Here is a 15,785-nt window from a genome sequence, read left to right as displayed (position 1 = left end):
GGGCAGCAGAACAGCGCGGTTCCGCAGCGGGGCCGGCCTATACCCACCCGGCCCTCCGGCGGGGACGGACCGGTTGAACGGAGCGCTTCCTGGAGCGGGGGTCTCAGCTCCAGCTCACCGTGCAGGAGTCACGCCACCGCCTGGCCCGCGCGATCTGTCACGGCGGCCGGGGCCAGATCCGTCAGGCGTACCGCGAGGGCCAGGCGGACCAGCTCGCCGCCCTGGGCCTGGTCCTCAACGCGGTGGTGCTGTGGAACACCCGCTACCTGGACGCCGCCGTGGCCCGGCTCCGCGCCGAGGGCCACGACATCAAGGACGAGGACGTGGCCCGGCTCTCCCCGCTCAAGGACCGGCACATCAACTTCCTGGGCCGCTATCTGTTCCACATCAAAGCCAGCGGCCCCGGCCAGGGTCTGCGCCCCTTCCGCGAACCCAACGCCATCGAGGACGCCGAGGACGACTGATCCCACGCATCCGACCCGTTGGGCCGCTCCCTGTACCCCGTCCAGGCCGGGTGCCGCCGCTCCGTCAGCCCGTAGGTGTGCCGATCTGGTTGCGTTCGAGCACGGAGCGCAGCTTGGAGAGGGCCTGTGCGGCGGCCGTTGCTGAGGAGTTGTCGAGAGTGCCTCCGATCAGCTCGGCCACTTTGGCGGTGAAGGTTTTCTCTGCCGCGTCGACGAGCTGGGTGCCGTTGTCGGTCAGGGCCAGCAGCGAGGAGCGACGGTCGGCTGGGTTCGGCTGTCGGGCGGCCCAACCCTGCTTCTCCAGGCGGTCGATGGTTTTGCTGGTCGCCCCGATACCGATGGCGAATTCGGCGGCGAGGTCCGCCACGCGGGACCCTGGGTGGTCGCGCAGGTAGCGCAGGGCCTCGAACTGCGAGGTGACGATCCCGTGCCGCTCGCGGAGACGATCGTTGAGGGCGTTGTACAGACGCGTCTCGCACCGGACCAGGTCGGCGAAGAAGCCCGGGAGGTCGACCGTCCCTCCGCTCGATGTGGATGCCATGGCATATAGTCTACCTTAGATTCCGCGGCATATAGTTCCATGGAAGTTACCTATGGTGGGAGCGTACCTATGAGCAAGGAACAGCGCGCGAAGGTCGACGCGATGCTGCGGCAGCCCCGACCCGAAGGTCCCCGGTCGGTCGAGGCGATCCGAGCCGGATTCAAGGCGCTGATGACCCAGATGACGGTGCCCGACGGCATCCGCACCACGCAGACGACGCTCGGCGACCGACCCGCACTGTATGTCGAGCCCGACAACGGGCCGCGCGCCGGGACGATCCTGTACTTCCACGGCGGTGGCTGGGTGTTCGGCTCTCCCGAGACCGCCCTGTCGCTGACGGGACACCTCGTGGCCAAGACCAACCTCGGGGCGTACTCGCTGGACTACCGGCTTGCCCCCGAGCACCCGTTCCCGGCCGCAATCGAAGACACGCTGAGCGCCTACCGCGCCCTCCTCGACAGCGGCAAAGACCCTTCGGCCATCGCGTTCGCCGGCGACTCCGCCGGCGGCGGCCTCGCCGTCACCACCTGCCTCGCCGCCCGCGACGCGGGCCTCCCGCTGCCCGCCGCCATCGTGGCGTTCTCCCCGGGCCTCGACGCCACCCGAACCGGCGAGAGCATGGACACCAAAACGGGCATCGACCCGATCTTCACCCGCGAGGCCGTTGAACACACCGGAGCCATGTACCTCGCCGGAGCCGACCCGCATCAGCCCCTGCTCAGCCCGGCCGTCCTTGCCGACCTGACCAGCTTCCCCCCGATGCTGATCCAGGAGGGCACCAACGAGATCCTGCTGGACGACTCCACGCGCCTGGCCGAGCGTGCGAGGGCAGCCGGAGTGGACGTCATCCTGGATATCACCGCCGACGTGCCGCACGTGTTCCAGTCGTTCGCCGATGTCCTGGACGAGGCGGACGAGGCACTGGACCGGGCAGCATTCTTCCTCGGCCAGCGCATCCGCGCCGCGGACGCAGCGCACACGTCAGCAGGGTAGGGCCAGCCCCGGCCACCGGGCAGGGTAGGGCTGGCCCGCAGGGGCGGGGCGTTCAGCGCGGAATCGCCCAGCTCGGTGTCCAGGTCCCGGTGGTGTCGTGGCCGGTTGTCGTGGCGGCGAGGTGGGTGCGGAGGGTGGCCAGCGCGGGGTGGGGGTTGTCGCGGTGCCAGAGGAGCGAGTGCGGGTAGACGGGCGTCGGGTCGGTCACCGGGATGCGGCGCAGGCCGTGGCCGGCGGGCCAGACGAGACGGGTGGGCTCGCCCATGAAGGTGGCCAGGGCCGGGGTGTCGGCGATGGTGTCGAGGAGGGCGTCGGAGCCGAAGTTGGGGCCGGTGGCCTCGATGGTGAGGCCGAACTCGGCGACGAGGTCGTCGTAGTAGGCGGCCCACTCGGTGCCGGGGGCGATGCCGGGCATCCAGATCCGGTGACCGACGAGTTGGGCGAGGGTCACCGACTGGGCGCCTGCCAGTGCGTGGGCGGGGCCGGTGAGGAGTTGGAGCGGCTCGTCCAGCACCCGGACGGAGGCGATGTCCTCGGGAACGGGTCGGCCGGGCGCGGCGACGGCGCGGAAGGACGCGTCGATCGCACCGGAGCGAATGGCAGTGACGGCCGTCTCGATGTCGAACAGCATCATCACGTCGAGGTCGATCTCGGGGTGTGCCCGGTGGAAGCCGCGCATCAGGCCCGACTGCGCGCTGCGCGAGGCGAGCACGTCGACGCGCAGCGGACGGCGACCGGGGCGCACGGACGCGCCCGCGCGCTCGGCGACGCGCAGCAGCTCGCGTGCGTGGGGCAGGAACGCCTGCCCATCGATGGTGAGCTCAGCGCCGCGTGCGGCACGGGTGAACAACCGCACGCCGAGGGTGCGCTCCAGCGTGGCGATGCGTTTGGAGACGGCCTGCTGAGTGATCGACAGGTCGGCGGCGGCTTTCTGGAACTGGCCCGCTTCCGCGACGGCGACGAAGGTACGTACTGCTTCGAGGTCCACGCCGACCCACCTTAGTGAACAACTGATTGTTGTGGATTGCTGGCGGGTCGGTTGTTTGACCTGCTGTTGTCCTGCCCGCTTATCTCTCATCGGTCAACGTCAGTTTGTTCGGGTGGGACCTCAAGGGGAGTGCGCTGAGCATGGTGGGCAGGAGACGATTGGGCCGGCAGTTCGGCCGACTGTGGGCGTCATCTGCGGTGAGCGCCTACGGGTCCGGGCTGGGGTTCGGGGCGTTGCCGCTGATCGCCGTGCTGGTGCTGCATGCCGGACCCGCTGAGGTGTCCGCGCTGTCCGCGGTGGGGCCTGCGGTGGGTGCGCTGATCGCGGTGCCGCTCGCGCCGTGGGTGGAGTTCCGGCGTAAGCGCCCGGTCATGATCATGATGGACCTGGCCCGGTTTGCGGCCATGGCGACGATTCCGGTCGCCTACGCCTTCGGATGGCTCAGTTTCGTCCAACTGCTCGTGGTCTCGGCCGTGGTCGCCGCAGCCAAGATCGCCTTCAACGCGGCCAGCGGCGCCTACCTTAAGGCCCTCGTCCGGCCGGACGACCTGCTCGTCGCCAACGCGCGGTTCGAGTCCACGAACTGGAGCTCCATCGCGGTGGGGCCACCACTGGGCGGGGCGGCGATCGGCCTGTTCGGGCCGGTCACCACCGTGGTCGCCGACGCGCTCAGCTACCTGCTCTCCGCGCTGGGCATCACCGCGATCCGCGGCCAGGAAGAAGCGCCGCGAACGACCGACAAGGGCCCGGTCCGGGCGGGCGCACTGCTCGACGGCTGGCGACACCTCATGGGGCACCCCGGTTTGCGGGCGCTCTACCTGAACAACATGCTCGTCGGCGGTCTGATCATGGCCACCGAGCCGCTGCTGGCCGTGCTCCTGCTCCGCCAACTCGGCTTCCCGCCCTGGCAGTACGGCCTCGCCTTCGCCGCGCCCTGTGTCGGCGGACTCATCGGCTCCCGGCTGGCCCGCCGTGTCGTGGCCCGCTACGGCCAGCACGCGGTCTTCCGGACCGTCGGCACCCTGCGCGCCATCTGGCTGATCGGCCTGGCCTTCGTCCGTCCCGGCATCGTCGGCCTCGTCACCGTGATGGCCGTCGAGCTGGCCATCATCATCAACATGAGCCTGTACAGCCCGGTGCTCGCCACCTACCGGCTCGAACACACCCCCAGGCAGCTCGTGGCCCGCACCCTGTCGGCCTGGTCGATCGGCCAGCAGGCGTCCATTGCGGTCCTCACCGCGCTCGCCGGACTGCTCGCCGACGTCACCAGCCCACGTACCGCTCTCACGGTCGCAGGACTGCTCATCTTGACCACACCGCTCCTGCTTCCCCGACAGGACCAGACGCCGCAGCACGAGCCGGAACTGGCTACGAGCCGGTGACCGGTGCAACCTTCGAAGCCGTAGTGGCACCGCGTTGCGTGATTCATATCGCCGGGCGCCAGGTGATCTCCTTTCGCACGGCGAGTGCTGCGGCAGCGTTGGCGGCATCGAGCGGCAGCGCCAATGGATAGCGGGTGCGGATCTTGCTCAGTTCCCGGTGCGAGCGGACGAAGCTGGCGAAGTCGCGTGGGTATGCGGTGGCGTCCACGCCGGTCAGAACGCCAACTTTGCGTGCGCGGGCGGCCGTGCGCTGCCAGTCCTGCGCGCCGGCCAGGCCGATGGAGTCGGTGCCGTGGTTGAACAGCAGGATCCGGATCTCGTCGTAGGGGGTGGTGGCGTCCAGGTATGCCTCCAAGCCGGCGCGGGAGGTCTCGGTGCCAAAGAACGCCCAGTACGGCACCGAGCCCGTGCGCAGCGCCCACCACGGCTCGAGCAGGAGAAACGACTCGGCCAGGACCGCTTGTCCACCGCTGTCAGACGGCCCTGTGGCCGCCTCACCTCGCCCGACTCGACCCGCACCAGTGATCACGAGACATGGGAGGGCTCTCGCACCCTGGCGGGCGGCGGGGTGGCCGCGCTGGTTCCCTACTGGGTCGCCGCGGCGAGGACCGGCTCGATGCGCTGCAGGACGTCGGGCCATCCACGTCCCATGCCCTCGAATGCGGCCTTGCCCAGCGGGGAGTCCAAGTCGAAGCCGGCGTGTTCGAGGAACAGGCGCGTGCCGGCCCCCTCCGGGACGAGCTGCCAGGTGATCGTGGTGTCCAGCGAGCCCGGGGCGAAGCTGTAGCGCAGCAGGCGCTCGGGCTCGACGGCGAGCACCTCGCACGCCTGGTGTCCCCATGGCCCCATGTCCAGAGTGAAGCGGTGACCTACGACGGGCTGCACATCACCGGCGGCCCACCACTTCGCATGCAGGCCGGGGTCGGTCAAGGCCCTCCAGACCGCCGAGGGCGAATGGGCGATGAACTGGTCGCAGCGGATGACGGCCGGGACACTGGTGGTCACGGGTTCTCCTCGTCGATCAGGTCGGCCAGCGCCGCCATCCGGCCACGCCAGTAGTGCTCGAAGGGATGCAGCCAGTTGCCTACCTCGGCAAGTGGCTTCGCCTCGAGGTGGTAGTAGCGATGCCGCCCCCGCGGCTCCTCCCGCACCAACCCCGCGTTCCTGAGCACCGACAGATGCTCGGAGACCGCGGGCCTGCTGAGCGCGAACTGGCCAGCGAGATCACCGGCCGCGCTCGGACCGTCCCGCAGCGCCTCCAGCAACCTGCGCCGCACTGGATTGGCCAGCGCGCTGAACACATCGACTGCTGCCACGCCCACCAATATGCGTCGGAAGGTTCCGACGCGTCAACTTTTCCCGACGCATCTACGGAACGACAGGCTGCGGTAGTCGCACGACTGCGACCGCTCCCCATTACTGACCCACGCTCCTAGGCGCTGCGCCTGGACTTGCTGGTCGTCTTCTTCGCCGCGGTCTTCTTGTCTGTGCCGGCGGCTGCGAGGCCGTCGGCCCGCGGCGCGGTCAGCGGTCAGTGGCCTTGGGGTGGCCGGTGGAGGCGCGGTCGATCCAGACCGTGCGCGCTCGACGTCGAGCAGGTACCAGACGCGGCCGCCGGCGGTGACCTCGATCTGCCAGCGGTCCATCGTCTCGCCGCGGTGCTCGCCGCGGGCTAGCTCGCCCTTGAGCCGGTGGTGGCGCTCGGTGCGGGCGGCCGGGGCCGGGTCCGTTCGCATCAGGTGCCAGGCGGCGCGGGTTTTGCCCGCGGCCTGGGCGCCCAACTGCTCCCATCCTTTGGCGGCCTCGCCGTTGGCGAAGCGGATATCCCACTCGTCGGGACCCGGCGGCGGGGCGGCGCGGTCTCCGCGCGTCGGGCTCACGCGGCGGTTCCGGGCTCGGGCACCGGTCCGTAGTCCTCGCCCGAGTCGGTGGTCAGCGCGGCGTAGAGCTCGGGATCGGCATGCACCTCGGCCGTGTGCCGCCACTCGGTGAGCAGCTGGGCCACGCCCGCTGTGTTGTCCAGGGACGTTGCGGCGCCGAGCGCGTCGACCAGCTCGACGGAGAACTCGCGCACTTCGTGCGCGGGGAGGTAGCGCACCCACGGGAAGGTCGCCGGCAGCACGTCCAGGACCAGGGTGCGGCCCTGGGGGGTGCCGGTGCTCGCCGTAGTGGCCGGCCGACAGGGTGCAGCGCCGTACGCCCTCGGGCTGACGGATGAAGCAGATGCCGGGGATCTCGATGTGCTCGGCTGTGGCGGTGCGCTTCGGGCTCATCGGTCGGCTCCCGTGAACTGTTCGAGGCCGAGCAGTGCGCGCCCCAGGGCGCTCACCGTGAGGGACGCCGCGAGGCAACTCGGGCTCAGGCCGTCGCACAGGATTGCTTCCGCCTCGTCCATCGCGCGCTCCCGTGATGCGCGCTCCGGTCCGCTGGGCGCGTCCTCGACCTGAGCGGCCACGACCGGTAGCCGTACCTGGATCATCTGCCGTGCCGCCGCGTACAGATACCGCAGCCGATCAGGGCCGGGGTAGTCGCGCGGCGCGGACAGCGCCGCCTCGATCACCTCGCTTGCCGTGGGCGTCGGCAACGCAGTGCCTCTGAGAACCGTCGTCATACGAACGCCTCCGCAAGGATGCGGGGCCCGCCGGGGCCGAGCGCGGAGGCGAGATGCACGGGGTCAATGAGCTGACCGCGGCCGTAGGGTGCGTGGAGCCAGAACCGGCCGGCCGCGGGGCACCTTGTGGGCGGGCACTGCCAGCAGGCCGACCTCGACGCCTGGCACACCGAGAAGGGCCACCCGGCGCCCGGCCCAGACGTTCCTGCGCTGGTGCATGAAGACGAGCCGGATGTCCCGCCTCACCCTGCCACCCCAGGTCATCAACCAGGACCAAGCATCGCTGCACCAGCATCGTCGGCTCGCCATTCTACGGCGGGCCCTCAACGACGACTCCCTGCCCTTGCGAGCCCGGGTTGCCGCCGCCTCGTTCTTCTCTATGCGCAACCCGTCACCCGCATCGTCCGGCTGGGAGACCCACCGTCCCCACTTCCGCAGATCGTCGCTGACCTCATGCGGGCATACGTCCAGGCCTGCAGGCACCTGCCCTATGCCAGCAGCAGAAGCTCACAGTGGCTCTTCCCTGGCCGCCAGCCCGGACAGCCGATGAACCCGGTCAGTCTCCAAGTCCACCTGCGAAAGATCGGCGTCCCGCCACAGCGCGGCACGACCTCCGAGATCCGCCAACTCGTCCTGCATGCCTAGGCCCCCGTCATCGCGAAGGCGCTCGGTTACCACGACAAGACAGCGCCCCGGGTCACCGAAGCCGGAGGGACCTGGAGCCGATACGCTCCGGGCGACCACACACGGTGAGTGCGCCTGAGCTCGGGTTCGCCGCTCCGCACGCTCGCGAGATCAGTTGTCTGGCGGAAACTCCTGATCCAGAAGCTGTAGTACCTCCTGCTGCCGCCGATGAAATCCGGGCAGCAAGGGCTGCACGAAGGCGAGATGCTCCGCAGGCGACAAACCCCGGTGAGCGGGCGGCCGCGCCGGGTGATTCCGATCAAGGGACTTGTTCACCGAAGCACAGAACAGGTACACCGTTCCCAGAGCCTCCGAGTCGAAAACGATCTGTCCGGCCGCCACCGAACCGACCGGACCACACACGCCTTCGACCAAGGCGCCCAGCACATCAACGGCGACCGCCGGATCACCGTCCGGATCCCACCGGGCATGCATGAGCGCAGCGCGCATGCCCTCTGCCAACTCCGAAGCTGACGGCTCCGCCAAATCACTCGCCATCCCCACATCGCCCCAACCTGGCCCACGGAAAACCACCCTGAACCAGCTAATCACCGTGACCGATGCCGTGAAATCCCAGCGAATACGCGACACATCAACATGCGAGCTCACCAGTCTCAACCCCCAGATCAGGCATGACGCTGGTTACCTGACCCGAGGTCCGGCTGGGCGCCGAGGGCCTGTCGGACAGCGGCCAAGAACCGTTTGCGGTGTTCAGGTCCGGCCACGCGCCGGCAGGAGACCCCTATGCCCGTACTACCGCTGGGTGACTACATCCGGTCCCCGCAAGACCCCGACCTCGCCCGCACCCCCTACGGAGAACTCGCCGACCGGGACCTCGCGCAATTCCTCGCCCACTGGCCCGACCTGCACGCCGACGCCCTCAAGCGGACCCGGCACCGCATCCACCCGACAGCCCGCATCCACCCGTACGCCCTCGTCGGCGACGATGTGATCGTCGGACCCCACGCCCAGGTCTGGGAGTTCAGCACCGTACGCGGCCACACCGTCATCGGCCCCGGCGCCGGCATCGGCTTCAACTGCGAGGTCACCAACGCCTACGTCGGACAAGGCAGCGTCCTGGGCCACCGCATCGGCATCAACCGAACGCTCATCGGCGCCGAGGCCCACCTGTCCGCACTCGTCACCGTCGCGGCCATCCACCTCAGCCAGGACATGCGCCACCCCGACAGAGAAGTCATCCTGCGCCTGCCTGACGGCCTGTACCGATGCGGCACCCCACAGTTCGGGGCACTCATCGGCGACCACGTCCAGACCGGCAACAACATCAGCCTCGGCCCAGGCGTCGCCCTCGGCCGAGGCTGCAAGCTCAACTCCGGAGTCACACTGGGCCCCGCACGCGTCGTCCCGGCAAACAACATCGTGGCGTTGGCGGCAGCTCCCGATACACGCGCACGACTGCGAGCGGGGCGCCCAGCGCGGTGAGGTCCGTTTGCGAGCGAAGAGGAACTGCGTGTGCCCTCCAAGCCGCGGTAGCCCGCCCGGGAGGACGCAGCGGTGGTGGAGGATGGCCTGATGGCGCCGCTCCAATCGGTGCACGTCGTCCGGCGTGCACCGGAGGGGGTCTGCTGCGCTCAGTGGAGTGGGCGGCTGAACGAGGCCACGCCGTCCTCCTCGGAGGGCATCGAGTCCCATTCAGTACTCGCACCGTCGCGCGTCACCATGAACAACGGACGCGATCGGAGGACCTGCCCGACTAGGGGGTGTCTCGCCGATCTGCTCTGAGACAGACGAAGATCTTGAAAGGCAGGGCGTCCCCACGTACATCTGTGCACACTGGCACGCATGTTGATCGACATCTGGCCGCTCAAGGCGCTGCGTGTGCGGTCGCCCCGTCTTGAGTTGCGGCTTCCTTCCGAGGAAGAGCTCGCGGCGGTGGCCGAAGTGGCATCACGAGGAGTGCATGCCCCTGGCGCACGTCCATTTCTGACGCCGTGGACGGATCGTCCGCCGGTTGAGCGCGCTCGTCACGTCGTGCAGCAGCATTGGAGCCGCTTGGGTTCATGGTCACCCGATGACTGGGCTCTGGAGCTCGTCGTGTTCTTCGAGGGGCACCCCGTGGGCATCCAGGAGATGCGGGCTGAGAACTTCGGCATCCGACGCGAGATCGTCTCGGGTTCATGGCTGGGGGTTGATCACCAGGGCCAGGGGCTCGGCACTGAGATGCGGATCGCTCTGCTGCACCTGGCGTTCGTGGAACTTGGCGCAGTGTTCGCCAGGTCGGTGTCCTTCACCGACAATCACGCATCGCTGTCCATCTCGCGAAAGCTCGGTTACGAGCCTGACGGCCTATCCCGGGACGTCCTCGATGGAAACGTCGTCGAGTCTCAGTACTTGCGCCTCTCCCAGCAGGGTTGGAACTCTCAGAAGCATCTGTCCGTGACCGTGAGCGGACTGGCAGGCTGTGCGGCCCTCTTTGGTATCGACCATCACGCCACAGCCCTCGGATCCCGCCAGGGCGTTGTGATCACGAGCGAAGCCAGATGAGGAGTGCGGCGGCGGTGACGGTGCCGAGGTAGACGTACTGGCGCTTGTCATAGCGGGTGGCGACGGCCCGGAATTGTTTGATCTTGTTGATCGCTCGCTCGACGGTGTTCTGGCTTTGTACCGGGTCTTGTCGAAGCCGGGCGGTCGGCTGCCGTCCGAACCTCTGCGCCAGCGGGCGGTTCTGGAGTCACGCTTCTCCGGGATGACGTGTCGGATGCCGCGTCGTCTCAGGTAGGAGCGGATCAGACCGTTGCTGTACGCCTTGTCGGCGCGACGCTGTCCGGCAGCCGCCTGGGCCGGCCGGCGCCGAGGCGGGGGACGCGGATCTTGCCCATGACCGGCTCGAACTGCGTGCAGTCCGCCCGCTGGCCGGGGTGAGGACCAGGGAGAGCGGGCGGCATCTGCCGTCCGCGCTCAGGTGGATCTTCATGGTGAGCCCGCCGCGGGAGCGGCCGAGAGCCTCGCCCGCCGCACCACCTCCGCCGGGAACCGTCCCAGGCTCATGTGCGCACCCACGTGAACTGATCTTTGCAGGGCCCCCTTTGAGGCATCGCCAGGTGCTGGTGGCGGATTGGTCGGGGCGCCGGCGGCGTGCTGGTGGGCACGGATCGAGGTGGAGTCGACGTTGATATTCCAGTCGATGTCGCCCCACTGAGTCGGCGGCGGCCTGGACGTGCTGGAGCAGTCGTTCCCAGGTGCCGTCGGCCGACCACAGCGCATGGCGTTTGTGGACGGTCTTCCACGGGCCGAAGCGTTCGGGCAGCTTGCGCCACTGACTGCCGGTACTGAGCCGGTGGATGATCCCGTTGATCACCTGACGGTGGTCCCGCCACCAGCGGCACCTGTGTTGCTCCTGGGCAGCAGCGGTTCGAGGACCGCCCACTCGCCGTCCGTGAGAAGTGACACCGCTGCCAGGTGGGCGGGGCCTGACCCTCGGCAGGAGAGGATCAGGCCCTGCGGCGCGTCTCTGCGTATGTCACCGGCGGACACAGACATCTTCTCGCTCACGGTGCGGACGCCCCCTTGACACCCCGAGTGCCCCATGGGCAAGGTCTTGATCATGAATGCTTCCGCTGATCACCCGTGCGCGGCCTCCGCGCTGGTGGAGCGGCGCCATGTCGATCTGTGCCGGCAGTCCAGCGCCATCTGTCGCTGACCCCGCAGATCTCTCTCGTCTTTCTGGCCTTGCGCAGGCTCCTCCTCCTTCGTGCCGCGCGCGCCTCCGTACTCATGCGCGTCCGCGCGCACTGACGGGTCGGCCCCTGCCCTCGCGCGCTCCCCCTACGCTCTCAAGGAACACCCATGTCCTATCTACCGCGTATACCCGATACCTCCTCCTTGTCCTCCGAGGCCGCCACGCCCGCCGACGCCCGTGACGGCATCTCCCGGCGGCTGTTCGGCGGGCTCGTCGGCGGTGGCGCCCTGACCGCTGTGGCCGCACCGGCTGCGGCTGCGTCGGGCACGACCGAGACAGGCACAGCCGTGTCCGGCACGACCACCTCCGGCGCCACCGAGGAGAAGCCCTTCCGGGCCCGCGCGGGCGCAGGGCACGGCCGCCGGCCGAACCTGCTGGTCATCCTCGGCGACGACCTCGGCTGGGCCGACCTGTCGTCGTACGGCGCACCGCACATCAAGACCCCCAACCTGGACCGCCTCGCCCGTGAGGGTGTGCGTTTCACCGACGCGTACTCGGGCTCGGCGACCTGCTCCCCGACCCGGTTCAGCCTGTACACCGGCCGCTACCCGGGCCGCACGAAGGGTGGACTCGCCGAACCTGTCGGCGACAAGTCCCAGGGGCTCGACCCCAACCACCCCACGCTCGCCTCCCTGTTGAAGGCGGCGGACTACTCGACCGCGCTCATCGGCAAGTGGCACTGCGGCTGGCTGCCGGACTACAGCCCCACCAAGTCCGGCTGGGACGAGTTCTTCGGCAACTTCGGCGGCGTACTGGAGTACTTTTCCAAGCTCGGACAGCTCGGCGACTACGACCTCTACGAGGGCGACGCGACCTACAAGGACCTGCGCTACTACACGACGGTCCTGACCGAGCGGGCCGTGGAGTACGTCAGCCGCGACCACGACAAGCCGTGGCTGCTCAACCTCAACTTCACCACCCCGCACTGGCCCTGGCTCGCCGAGGACGACGCGAAGAACGCGGCGGAGATCGCCGCGAAGATACGCGCGGCGAGCAACCAGGGGCAGGTCCTCAGCGCGCTGCTCCACAACGACGGCGGTTCCGTCAAGAAGTACGCGGAGATGGTCGAGAGCCTCGACGCCGCGATTGGCGAAGTGCTGGCGGCGCTGCGGCGTTCCGGGCAGGAGGAGAACACGCTGGTGCTGTTCGCCAGTGACAACGGGGGCGAGCGCTTCTCCCACAACTGGCCGCTCAGCGGCAACAAATCCCAGCTGCTGGAGGGCGGCATCCGCGTGCCGACCATCGTGCGCTGGCCGGCTCGGATCGACACGCACCAGGTCAGCCCCGAGCCCAACTACTCCCCCGACTGGACCGCCACCTTCCTCGAACTGGCCGGCGCCCGGCCCCACCCCGCGTACCCGCTGGACGGCACCAGCCTCGCCGGCTACCTGCTGCGGGGCGAGGAGCTGCCCGAGCGCGAACTGTTCTGGCGCGTACGGGCCAACCGGGCGCTGCGGCGCGGCGACTGGAAGTACTACCAGGACGCGAGCGGCAAGGACCACCTGTACAACCTCGCCCAGGACTCCCGTGAGCAGGCCGATCTGGCACCGGACCGGCCCGAGCTGCTCGCGGAGCTCAAGGCGTCCTGGGAGAAGACGGCCGCGGAGCTGCTTCCGTATCCGGCGGCAGGATGACGCCGTCTTCTCGGGCTCGATGGGACCGGTCAGGCATCTGGCCGGTCCCCCGATGCGACATCTCGGTCCACGCGGAGGACAGTCAGGTCCGTCTGCGGTACATCGCCGATGCTGCGCTGCGGCGTGAGATGGAGGGCTATTCCCAGCATCTGGGCACGTGTTGCCTGGAACTGGAGGGCTGCGAGGAATCATTGGGCGGTGGTCGACCTGGCCGACCTCCTGGATGAGGTCATGAGCGCCGTGTACCTGGACCACACCCCTGCTGGAGACGACGGAGTTCTACGGGAGTCCGGGGCGTGGGATGTTCCCACGTGGTCCACCGAAGACGTCGTCGAGGAGGTCTGCCGTGCCGCGGTCGACTTTCAACTCCTGGGCCATATGAGCGAGATGCTGATCTCAGAAGACTGGGTTCAGCAGGATCACCAGTGGCCCAATCAATGTGATGTATGTCACTTGCTTGCTAGGCTAGCGTGATCGCGAGACCGACATCGCGGCTCACGAGGAAACATCCATCACACCGGCCCGCGGCGCGTTCGCCAGGGGGACGGAAGAGATCGCCGCCGTAGCCGGGGCCGCCTTATCGGAATGCGGCGATGTAGCGCCGCGCCCAGTCGGCATAGGTGCGGGGCGCACGGCCGAGTACCCGCTCAACGTCGGGACTGATGCGCTGTTCGGCGGGGGTGGGCGCGCCGAGGATGGCCAGCGTGGTCTCGACCACGGGCTCGGGCATGAACTGCAGCATCTGAGCGCGGGCCTCGTCGCGGGTCTGCTCGGTGAACCCGACAGGTTCACCGAGCGCGTTCGCAATCGCCTCGGCCTGCTGGCGAGGGGTGCTGAGCGCGGGACCGGTCAGCTCGTAGACCTGTCCGGCGTGGCCGTCCTCCCGCAGGGCCGCGGAGGCGACCTCGGCAATGTCGTCCGGGTCGATGGTCGGCAGGCCCGTGTCGGCGAACGGCGCCGCGACGGCCCTTCGGGTGCGGACCGACTCGGCCCAGGCGTACGTGTTGGAGTCGAAGCCTCCGGGCCGCAGGATCGTCCAGGCCATGCCTGATTGCCGGACGGCTTCTTCGATGGAGCGGGCCGTGCTGCCGTGAGAGGCCGACTCCGGCCGGGTCGCGACTCCTTGAGAAGACAACAGGACAACGCGCCGAACGCCGCCGGCCTTGGCCACGTCGAGGATGTCCTGGGGGCTGAGCAGGTGCGCGCTGGGACCCGCGCTCTGCAGGAACAGCGCGTCGGCTCCTTCGCACACGGGCCGAAGACTCTCAGGATCGATCAGGTCCGCCCGCCTGTGCACGACGTTCTCTGGCACATCGGGCGCCGAGATCCCGCGGGATGTCGCGATCACCTGCGCACCCGTTGCCGCGAGGGACTGCACGAGCGATCGACCGACGTTGCCGGTCGCCCCTGTCACTACGAACATGAACAACTCCCGTGTCAATTCAGCATGGTTGCCGCCGCCCGAGTGGGCGGGACCGTCGCGGAGAGCTGCTCTCCGGGCGACACGGGGGACGCTAACACCGTCGATATAGTAGGTACCTAGAGGAAAGTGACTACCCCGAGGGGTGCGCATGGCCGGCAACACCGAGTGGGTGGCGGACGCCGCAACCGATCCTGAACTCGCCTGTCCGACCAGTTCAGTTGTGGACATCGTGTTCAGCCGGTGGACCACGCCGATCATGTGGACTCTCCACATGCACGGCCGACAACGGTTCGTCGAGCTGCAACGACACATCGGCACGATCACACCGAAGGTACTGACCCAGCGGCTACGGCAGTTGGAACGCGACGGAATGGTCGTGCGTACGTACCACCCGGAGGTCCCCCCGCGGGTCGAGTACGAGATCACCGACCTTGGCCAGAGCCTGGCCCCGCTCTTCGCGCACCTCGCCGAATGGGCTGCCACCAACCTGGACAAGGTCGAGCAGGCCCGGCACGACTACGACACCGATCCACCGCAATAACTCATCGCCCCCTTGGCGGATCCCGGTCCAGGCAGGGACGGCCGCCGGGTTGTCCGTTCTGAAAGACACCTGCTGACGAGTCCAGAGGGTGAGGTCGCTGCTGGTGGCGACGGCCAGGGTGAGGCCAGGGGGCGAGAATCCGGCGGCGCGCAGTTCTGAGTAATCGGAGTGGAAGACGTGCCACCAGGCCCCTCCCGCAGGGCCTCGATGACTGCCGCCGTCGGCGGAAAGGATGATGCGGTCGTGGGGCCACTCGGGGCTGACGACGTCCATGGACCAGCCGTCCGGTGTGGTGGTGTGCAGGCCACCGCCGAAGAGGCCCGCGATGCGGACCTGGGTGCCTGTGATCGGGCCGAGGCCGGGACAGGTGAGATCCGGGTGCGCGTCCGGGGTGCTGGTCTCAGGGTCGGGGTCCCGGTCGCGGGCGATCTTCTCGCCGGTGACCGCGTCGAAGAGTCCGTGGCCGTCGCTGGACACGACCATGACGAGGTCGTTCCCGCTGTCGGGATGGACGGCGAAGCCGATGCCGAGCAGGCCCCCGATGGGAGTCCTGCGGTCGAAAACCGGCTGCCAGGGTTCCGGGACGGTCATGACTGGGGCGCCGATGTAACGCTCTCGCAGTTTCTGCTGGTACTCCGTGATCAACACGTCTCCTCTGCGCGGTCCGCATGGAGGATCCCTCGCCGAGCGGCCCAAGTCGATTCGAATGCGCCGAGGGTGACCTCAGCCACGCCGTCCGCCTCCCGCCAACCGCCGCGCGGTTCGTGGGCGCCATCGGCGTCGATCACCCGTAGAGCGAACGGGCTCCCGGGCTGTTGCCCTTG

Annotated in this window: 18 protein-coding genes and 3 pseudogenes; 9 read left to right on the top strand and 12 right to left on the bottom strand. The window is 68.8% G+C overall.

The genetic code is table 11. From position 1 onward, the window contains the following. Positions 1–77: 77 nt before the first annotated feature. Positions 78–464, top strand: a pseudogene (locus EOT10_RS38945) (Tn3 family transposase); the annotation flags it as partial. 64 nt (positions 465–528) lie between these two features. On the opposite strand, the gene EOT10_RS38940 reads toward EOT10_RS38945, so the two are convergent. Continuing rightward, positions 529–1,005 carry a MarR family winged helix-turn-helix transcriptional regulator gene (locus tag EOT10_RS38940; protein WP_127833116.1) on the bottom strand — a complete coding sequence of 159 codons (477 nt, stop codon included), beginning with the start codon at positions 1,003–1,005 and terminating at the stop codon, positions 529–531. A 69-nt stretch (positions 1,006–1,074) separates the two neighbouring features. On the opposite strand from EOT10_RS38940, the gene EOT10_RS38935 reads away from it, so the two are divergent. After that, entirely contained in the window at positions 1,075–1,998 is a 924-nt protein-coding gene (locus EOT10_RS38935; RefSeq protein WP_127833115.1) for an alpha/beta hydrolase, read from the top strand. 52 nt (positions 1,999–2,050) lie between these two features. On the opposite strand, the gene EOT10_RS38930 is transcribed toward EOT10_RS38935, so the two are convergent. Continuing rightward, positions 2,051–2,986, bottom strand: a complete 936-nt coding sequence (locus EOT10_RS38930; protein ID WP_127833114.1) for a LysR family transcriptional regulator — start codon at positions 2,984–2,986, stop codon at positions 2,051–2,053. Between the two features lie 140 nt (positions 2,987–3,126). Between EOT10_RS38930 and EOT10_RS38925 the strand changes: the two genes are divergently transcribed. Further along, positions 3,127–4,368 (top strand): MFS transporter, encoded by a 1,242-nt coding sequence (locus EOT10_RS38925; RefSeq protein WP_127833113.1) that lies wholly within the window; start codon positions 3,127–3,129, stop codon positions 4,366–4,368. Positions 4,369–4,411: 43 nt separating this feature from the next. Here the strand turns inward: EOT10_RS38925 and EOT10_RS38920 are convergent, their stop codons facing one another. The 7 genes from EOT10_RS38920 to EOT10_RS38890 form a co-directional block, all read right to left on the bottom strand. Beyond that, a complete protein-coding gene (locus EOT10_RS38920) occupies positions 4,412–4,897 on the bottom strand; it encodes a hypothetical protein (protein WP_127833112.1) in 486 nt (161 codons plus the stop codon). 56 nt (positions 4,898–4,953) lie between these two features. Continuing rightward, positions 4,954–5,373 carry an SRPBCC family protein gene (locus tag EOT10_RS38915; protein ID WP_127833111.1) on the bottom strand — a complete coding sequence of 140 codons (420 nt, stop codon included), beginning with the start codon at positions 5,371–5,373 and terminating at the stop codon, positions 4,954–4,956. Continuing rightward, positions 5,370–5,684 carry a metalloregulator ArsR/SmtB family transcription factor gene (locus EOT10_RS38910; protein WP_127833110.1) on the bottom strand — a complete coding sequence of 105 codons (315 nt, stop codon included), beginning with the start codon at positions 5,682–5,684 and terminating at the stop codon, positions 5,370–5,372. The genes EOT10_RS38915 and EOT10_RS38910 overlap by 4 nt, the downstream gene beginning before the upstream one ends. A 33-nt stretch (positions 5,685–5,717) precedes the next feature. After that, positions 5,718–6,248 (bottom strand): hypothetical protein, encoded by a 531-nt coding sequence (locus EOT10_RS38905; RefSeq protein WP_317617389.1) that lies wholly within the window; start codon positions 6,246–6,248, stop codon positions 5,718–5,720. Next, positions 6,245–6,490 carry a DUF6247 family protein gene (locus EOT10_RS38900; protein WP_223281471.1) on the bottom strand — a complete coding sequence of 82 codons (246 nt, stop codon included), beginning with the start codon at positions 6,488–6,490 and terminating at the stop codon, positions 6,245–6,247. The genes EOT10_RS38905 and EOT10_RS38900 overlap by 4 nt, the downstream gene beginning before the upstream one ends. Positions 6,491–6,637: 147 nt before the next feature. After that, complete coding sequence (locus EOT10_RS38895; RefSeq protein WP_146003146.1) at positions 6,638–6,979, bottom strand: DUF6415 family natural product biosynthesis protein; 342 nt, start codon at positions 6,977–6,979, stop codon at positions 6,638–6,640. Positions 6,980–7,774: 795 nt separating this feature from the next. Further along, positions 7,775–8,272 carry a hypothetical protein gene (locus EOT10_RS38890; protein WP_127833107.1) on the bottom strand — a complete coding sequence of 166 codons (498 nt, stop codon included), beginning with the start codon at positions 8,270–8,272 and terminating at the stop codon, positions 7,775–7,777. A gap of 135 nt (positions 8,273–8,407) precedes the next feature. On the opposite strand from EOT10_RS38890, the gene EOT10_RS38885 reads away from it, so the two are divergent. Beyond that, positions 8,408–9,106, top strand: a complete 699-nt coding sequence (locus EOT10_RS38885) for an LbetaH domain-containing protein (RefSeq protein ID WP_127833106.1) — start codon at positions 8,408–8,410, stop codon at positions 9,104–9,106. A gap of 360 nt (positions 9,107–9,466) precedes the next feature. Further along, entirely contained in the window at positions 9,467–10,168 is a 702-nt protein-coding gene (locus tag EOT10_RS38880) for a GNAT family N-acetyltransferase (protein ID WP_127833105.1), read from the top strand. On the opposite strand, the pseudogene EOT10_RS41585 reads toward EOT10_RS38880, so the two are convergent. Further along, a pseudogene (locus EOT10_RS41585) lies at positions 10,149–11,074 on the bottom strand (IS5 family transposase). The gene EOT10_RS38880 and the pseudogene EOT10_RS41585 sit on opposite strands and share 20 nt — an antisense overlap. 136 nt (positions 11,075–11,210) lie before the next feature. On the opposite strand from EOT10_RS41585, the gene EOT10_RS43335 reads away from it, so the two are divergent. The 3 genes from EOT10_RS43335 (at position 11,211) to EOT10_RS38865 (ending at position 13,471) form a co-directional block, all read left to right on the top strand. Then, positions 11,211–11,324, top strand: a complete 114-nt coding sequence (locus tag EOT10_RS43335) for a putative leader peptide (RefSeq protein WP_431313368.1) — start codon at positions 11,211–11,213, stop codon at positions 11,322–11,324. Positions 11,325–11,470: 146 nt separating this feature from the next. Continuing rightward, the gene (locus tag EOT10_RS38870) at positions 11,471–12,997 is read left to right on the top strand and encodes a sulfatase family protein (RefSeq protein WP_127833104.1); all 1,527 of its coding nucleotides are present in this window, start codon (positions 11,471–11,473) and stop codon (positions 12,995–12,997) included. A gap of 198 nt (positions 12,998–13,195) precedes the next feature. Continuing rightward, positions 13,196–13,471, top strand: coding sequence for a hypothetical protein (locus tag EOT10_RS38865; protein ID WP_127833103.1), 276 nt, complete (start codon positions 13,196–13,198; stop codon positions 13,469–13,471). A gap of 103 nt (positions 13,472–13,574) precedes the next feature. Here EOT10_RS38865 and EOT10_RS38860 read toward each other — a convergent pair whose 3' ends face one another. Next, positions 13,575–14,420, bottom strand: a complete 846-nt coding sequence (locus EOT10_RS38860; protein WP_127833102.1) for an NAD(P)H-binding protein — start codon at positions 14,418–14,420, stop codon at positions 13,575–13,577. A 148-nt stretch (positions 14,421–14,568) separates the two neighbouring features. Here EOT10_RS38860 and EOT10_RS38855 point away from each other — a divergent pair, with 148 nt between their 5' ends. After that, the gene (locus tag EOT10_RS38855; RefSeq protein ID WP_127833101.1) at positions 14,569–14,961 is read left to right on the top strand and encodes a winged helix-turn-helix transcriptional regulator; all 393 of its coding nucleotides are present in this window, start codon (positions 14,569–14,571) and stop codon (positions 14,959–14,961) included. A gap of 66 nt (positions 14,962–15,027) precedes the next feature. Here the strand turns inward: EOT10_RS38855 and EOT10_RS38850 are convergent. Next, positions 15,028–15,606 (bottom strand): annotated as a pseudogene (locus EOT10_RS38850) (hypothetical protein); the annotation flags it as partial. Positions 15,607–15,785 lie beyond the last annotated feature (179 nt).

The organism is Streptomyces antnestii, assembly GCF_004005495.1.
GTDB classification, from domain to species: Bacteria; Actinomycetota; Actinomycetes; order Streptomycetales; family Streptomycetaceae; genus Streptomyces; species Streptomyces antnestii.
The sequence above is the reverse complement of the archived record's forward strand: the minus strand, read 5'-3'. Positions and strand labels throughout refer to the sequence as shown.

Coding starts and splice junctions, on each gene's coding strand:
- EOT10_RS38940 (WP_127833116.1), bottom strand. CDS start 1,005: ATGGCATCCACATCGAGCGGAGGGACGGTCGACCTCCCGGGCTTCTTC.
- EOT10_RS38935 (WP_127833115.1), top strand. CDS start 1,075: ATGAGCAAGGAACAGCGCGCGAAGGTCGACGCGATGCTGCGGCAGCCC.
- EOT10_RS38925 (WP_127833113.1), top strand. CDS start 3,127: ATGGTGGGCAGGAGACGATTGGGCCGGCAGTTCGGCCGACTGTGGGCG.
- EOT10_RS38895 (WP_146003146.1), bottom strand. CDS start 6,979: ATGACGACGGTTCTCAGAGGCACTGCGTTGCCGACGCCCACGGCAAGC.
- EOT10_RS38885 (WP_127833106.1), top strand. CDS start 8,408: ATGCCCGTACTACCGCTGGGTGACTACATCCGGTCCCCGCAAGACCCC.
- EOT10_RS38880 (WP_127833105.1), top strand. CDS start 9,467: ATGTTGATCGACATCTGGCCGCTCAAGGCGCTGCGTGTGCGGTCGCCC.
- EOT10_RS43335 (WP_431313368.1), top strand. CDS start 11,211: ATGGGCAAGGTCTTGATCATGAATGCTTCCGCTGATCACCCGTGCGCG.
- EOT10_RS38870 (WP_127833104.1), top strand. CDS start 11,471: ATGTCCTATCTACCGCGTATACCCGATACCTCCTCCTTGTCCTCCGAG.
- EOT10_RS38860 (WP_127833102.1), bottom strand. CDS start 14,420: ATGTTCGTAGTGACAGGGGCGACCGGCAACGTCGGTCGATCGCTCGTG.
- EOT10_RS38855 (WP_127833101.1), top strand. CDS start 14,569: ATGGCCGGCAACACCGAGTGGGTGGCGGACGCCGCAACCGATCCTGAA.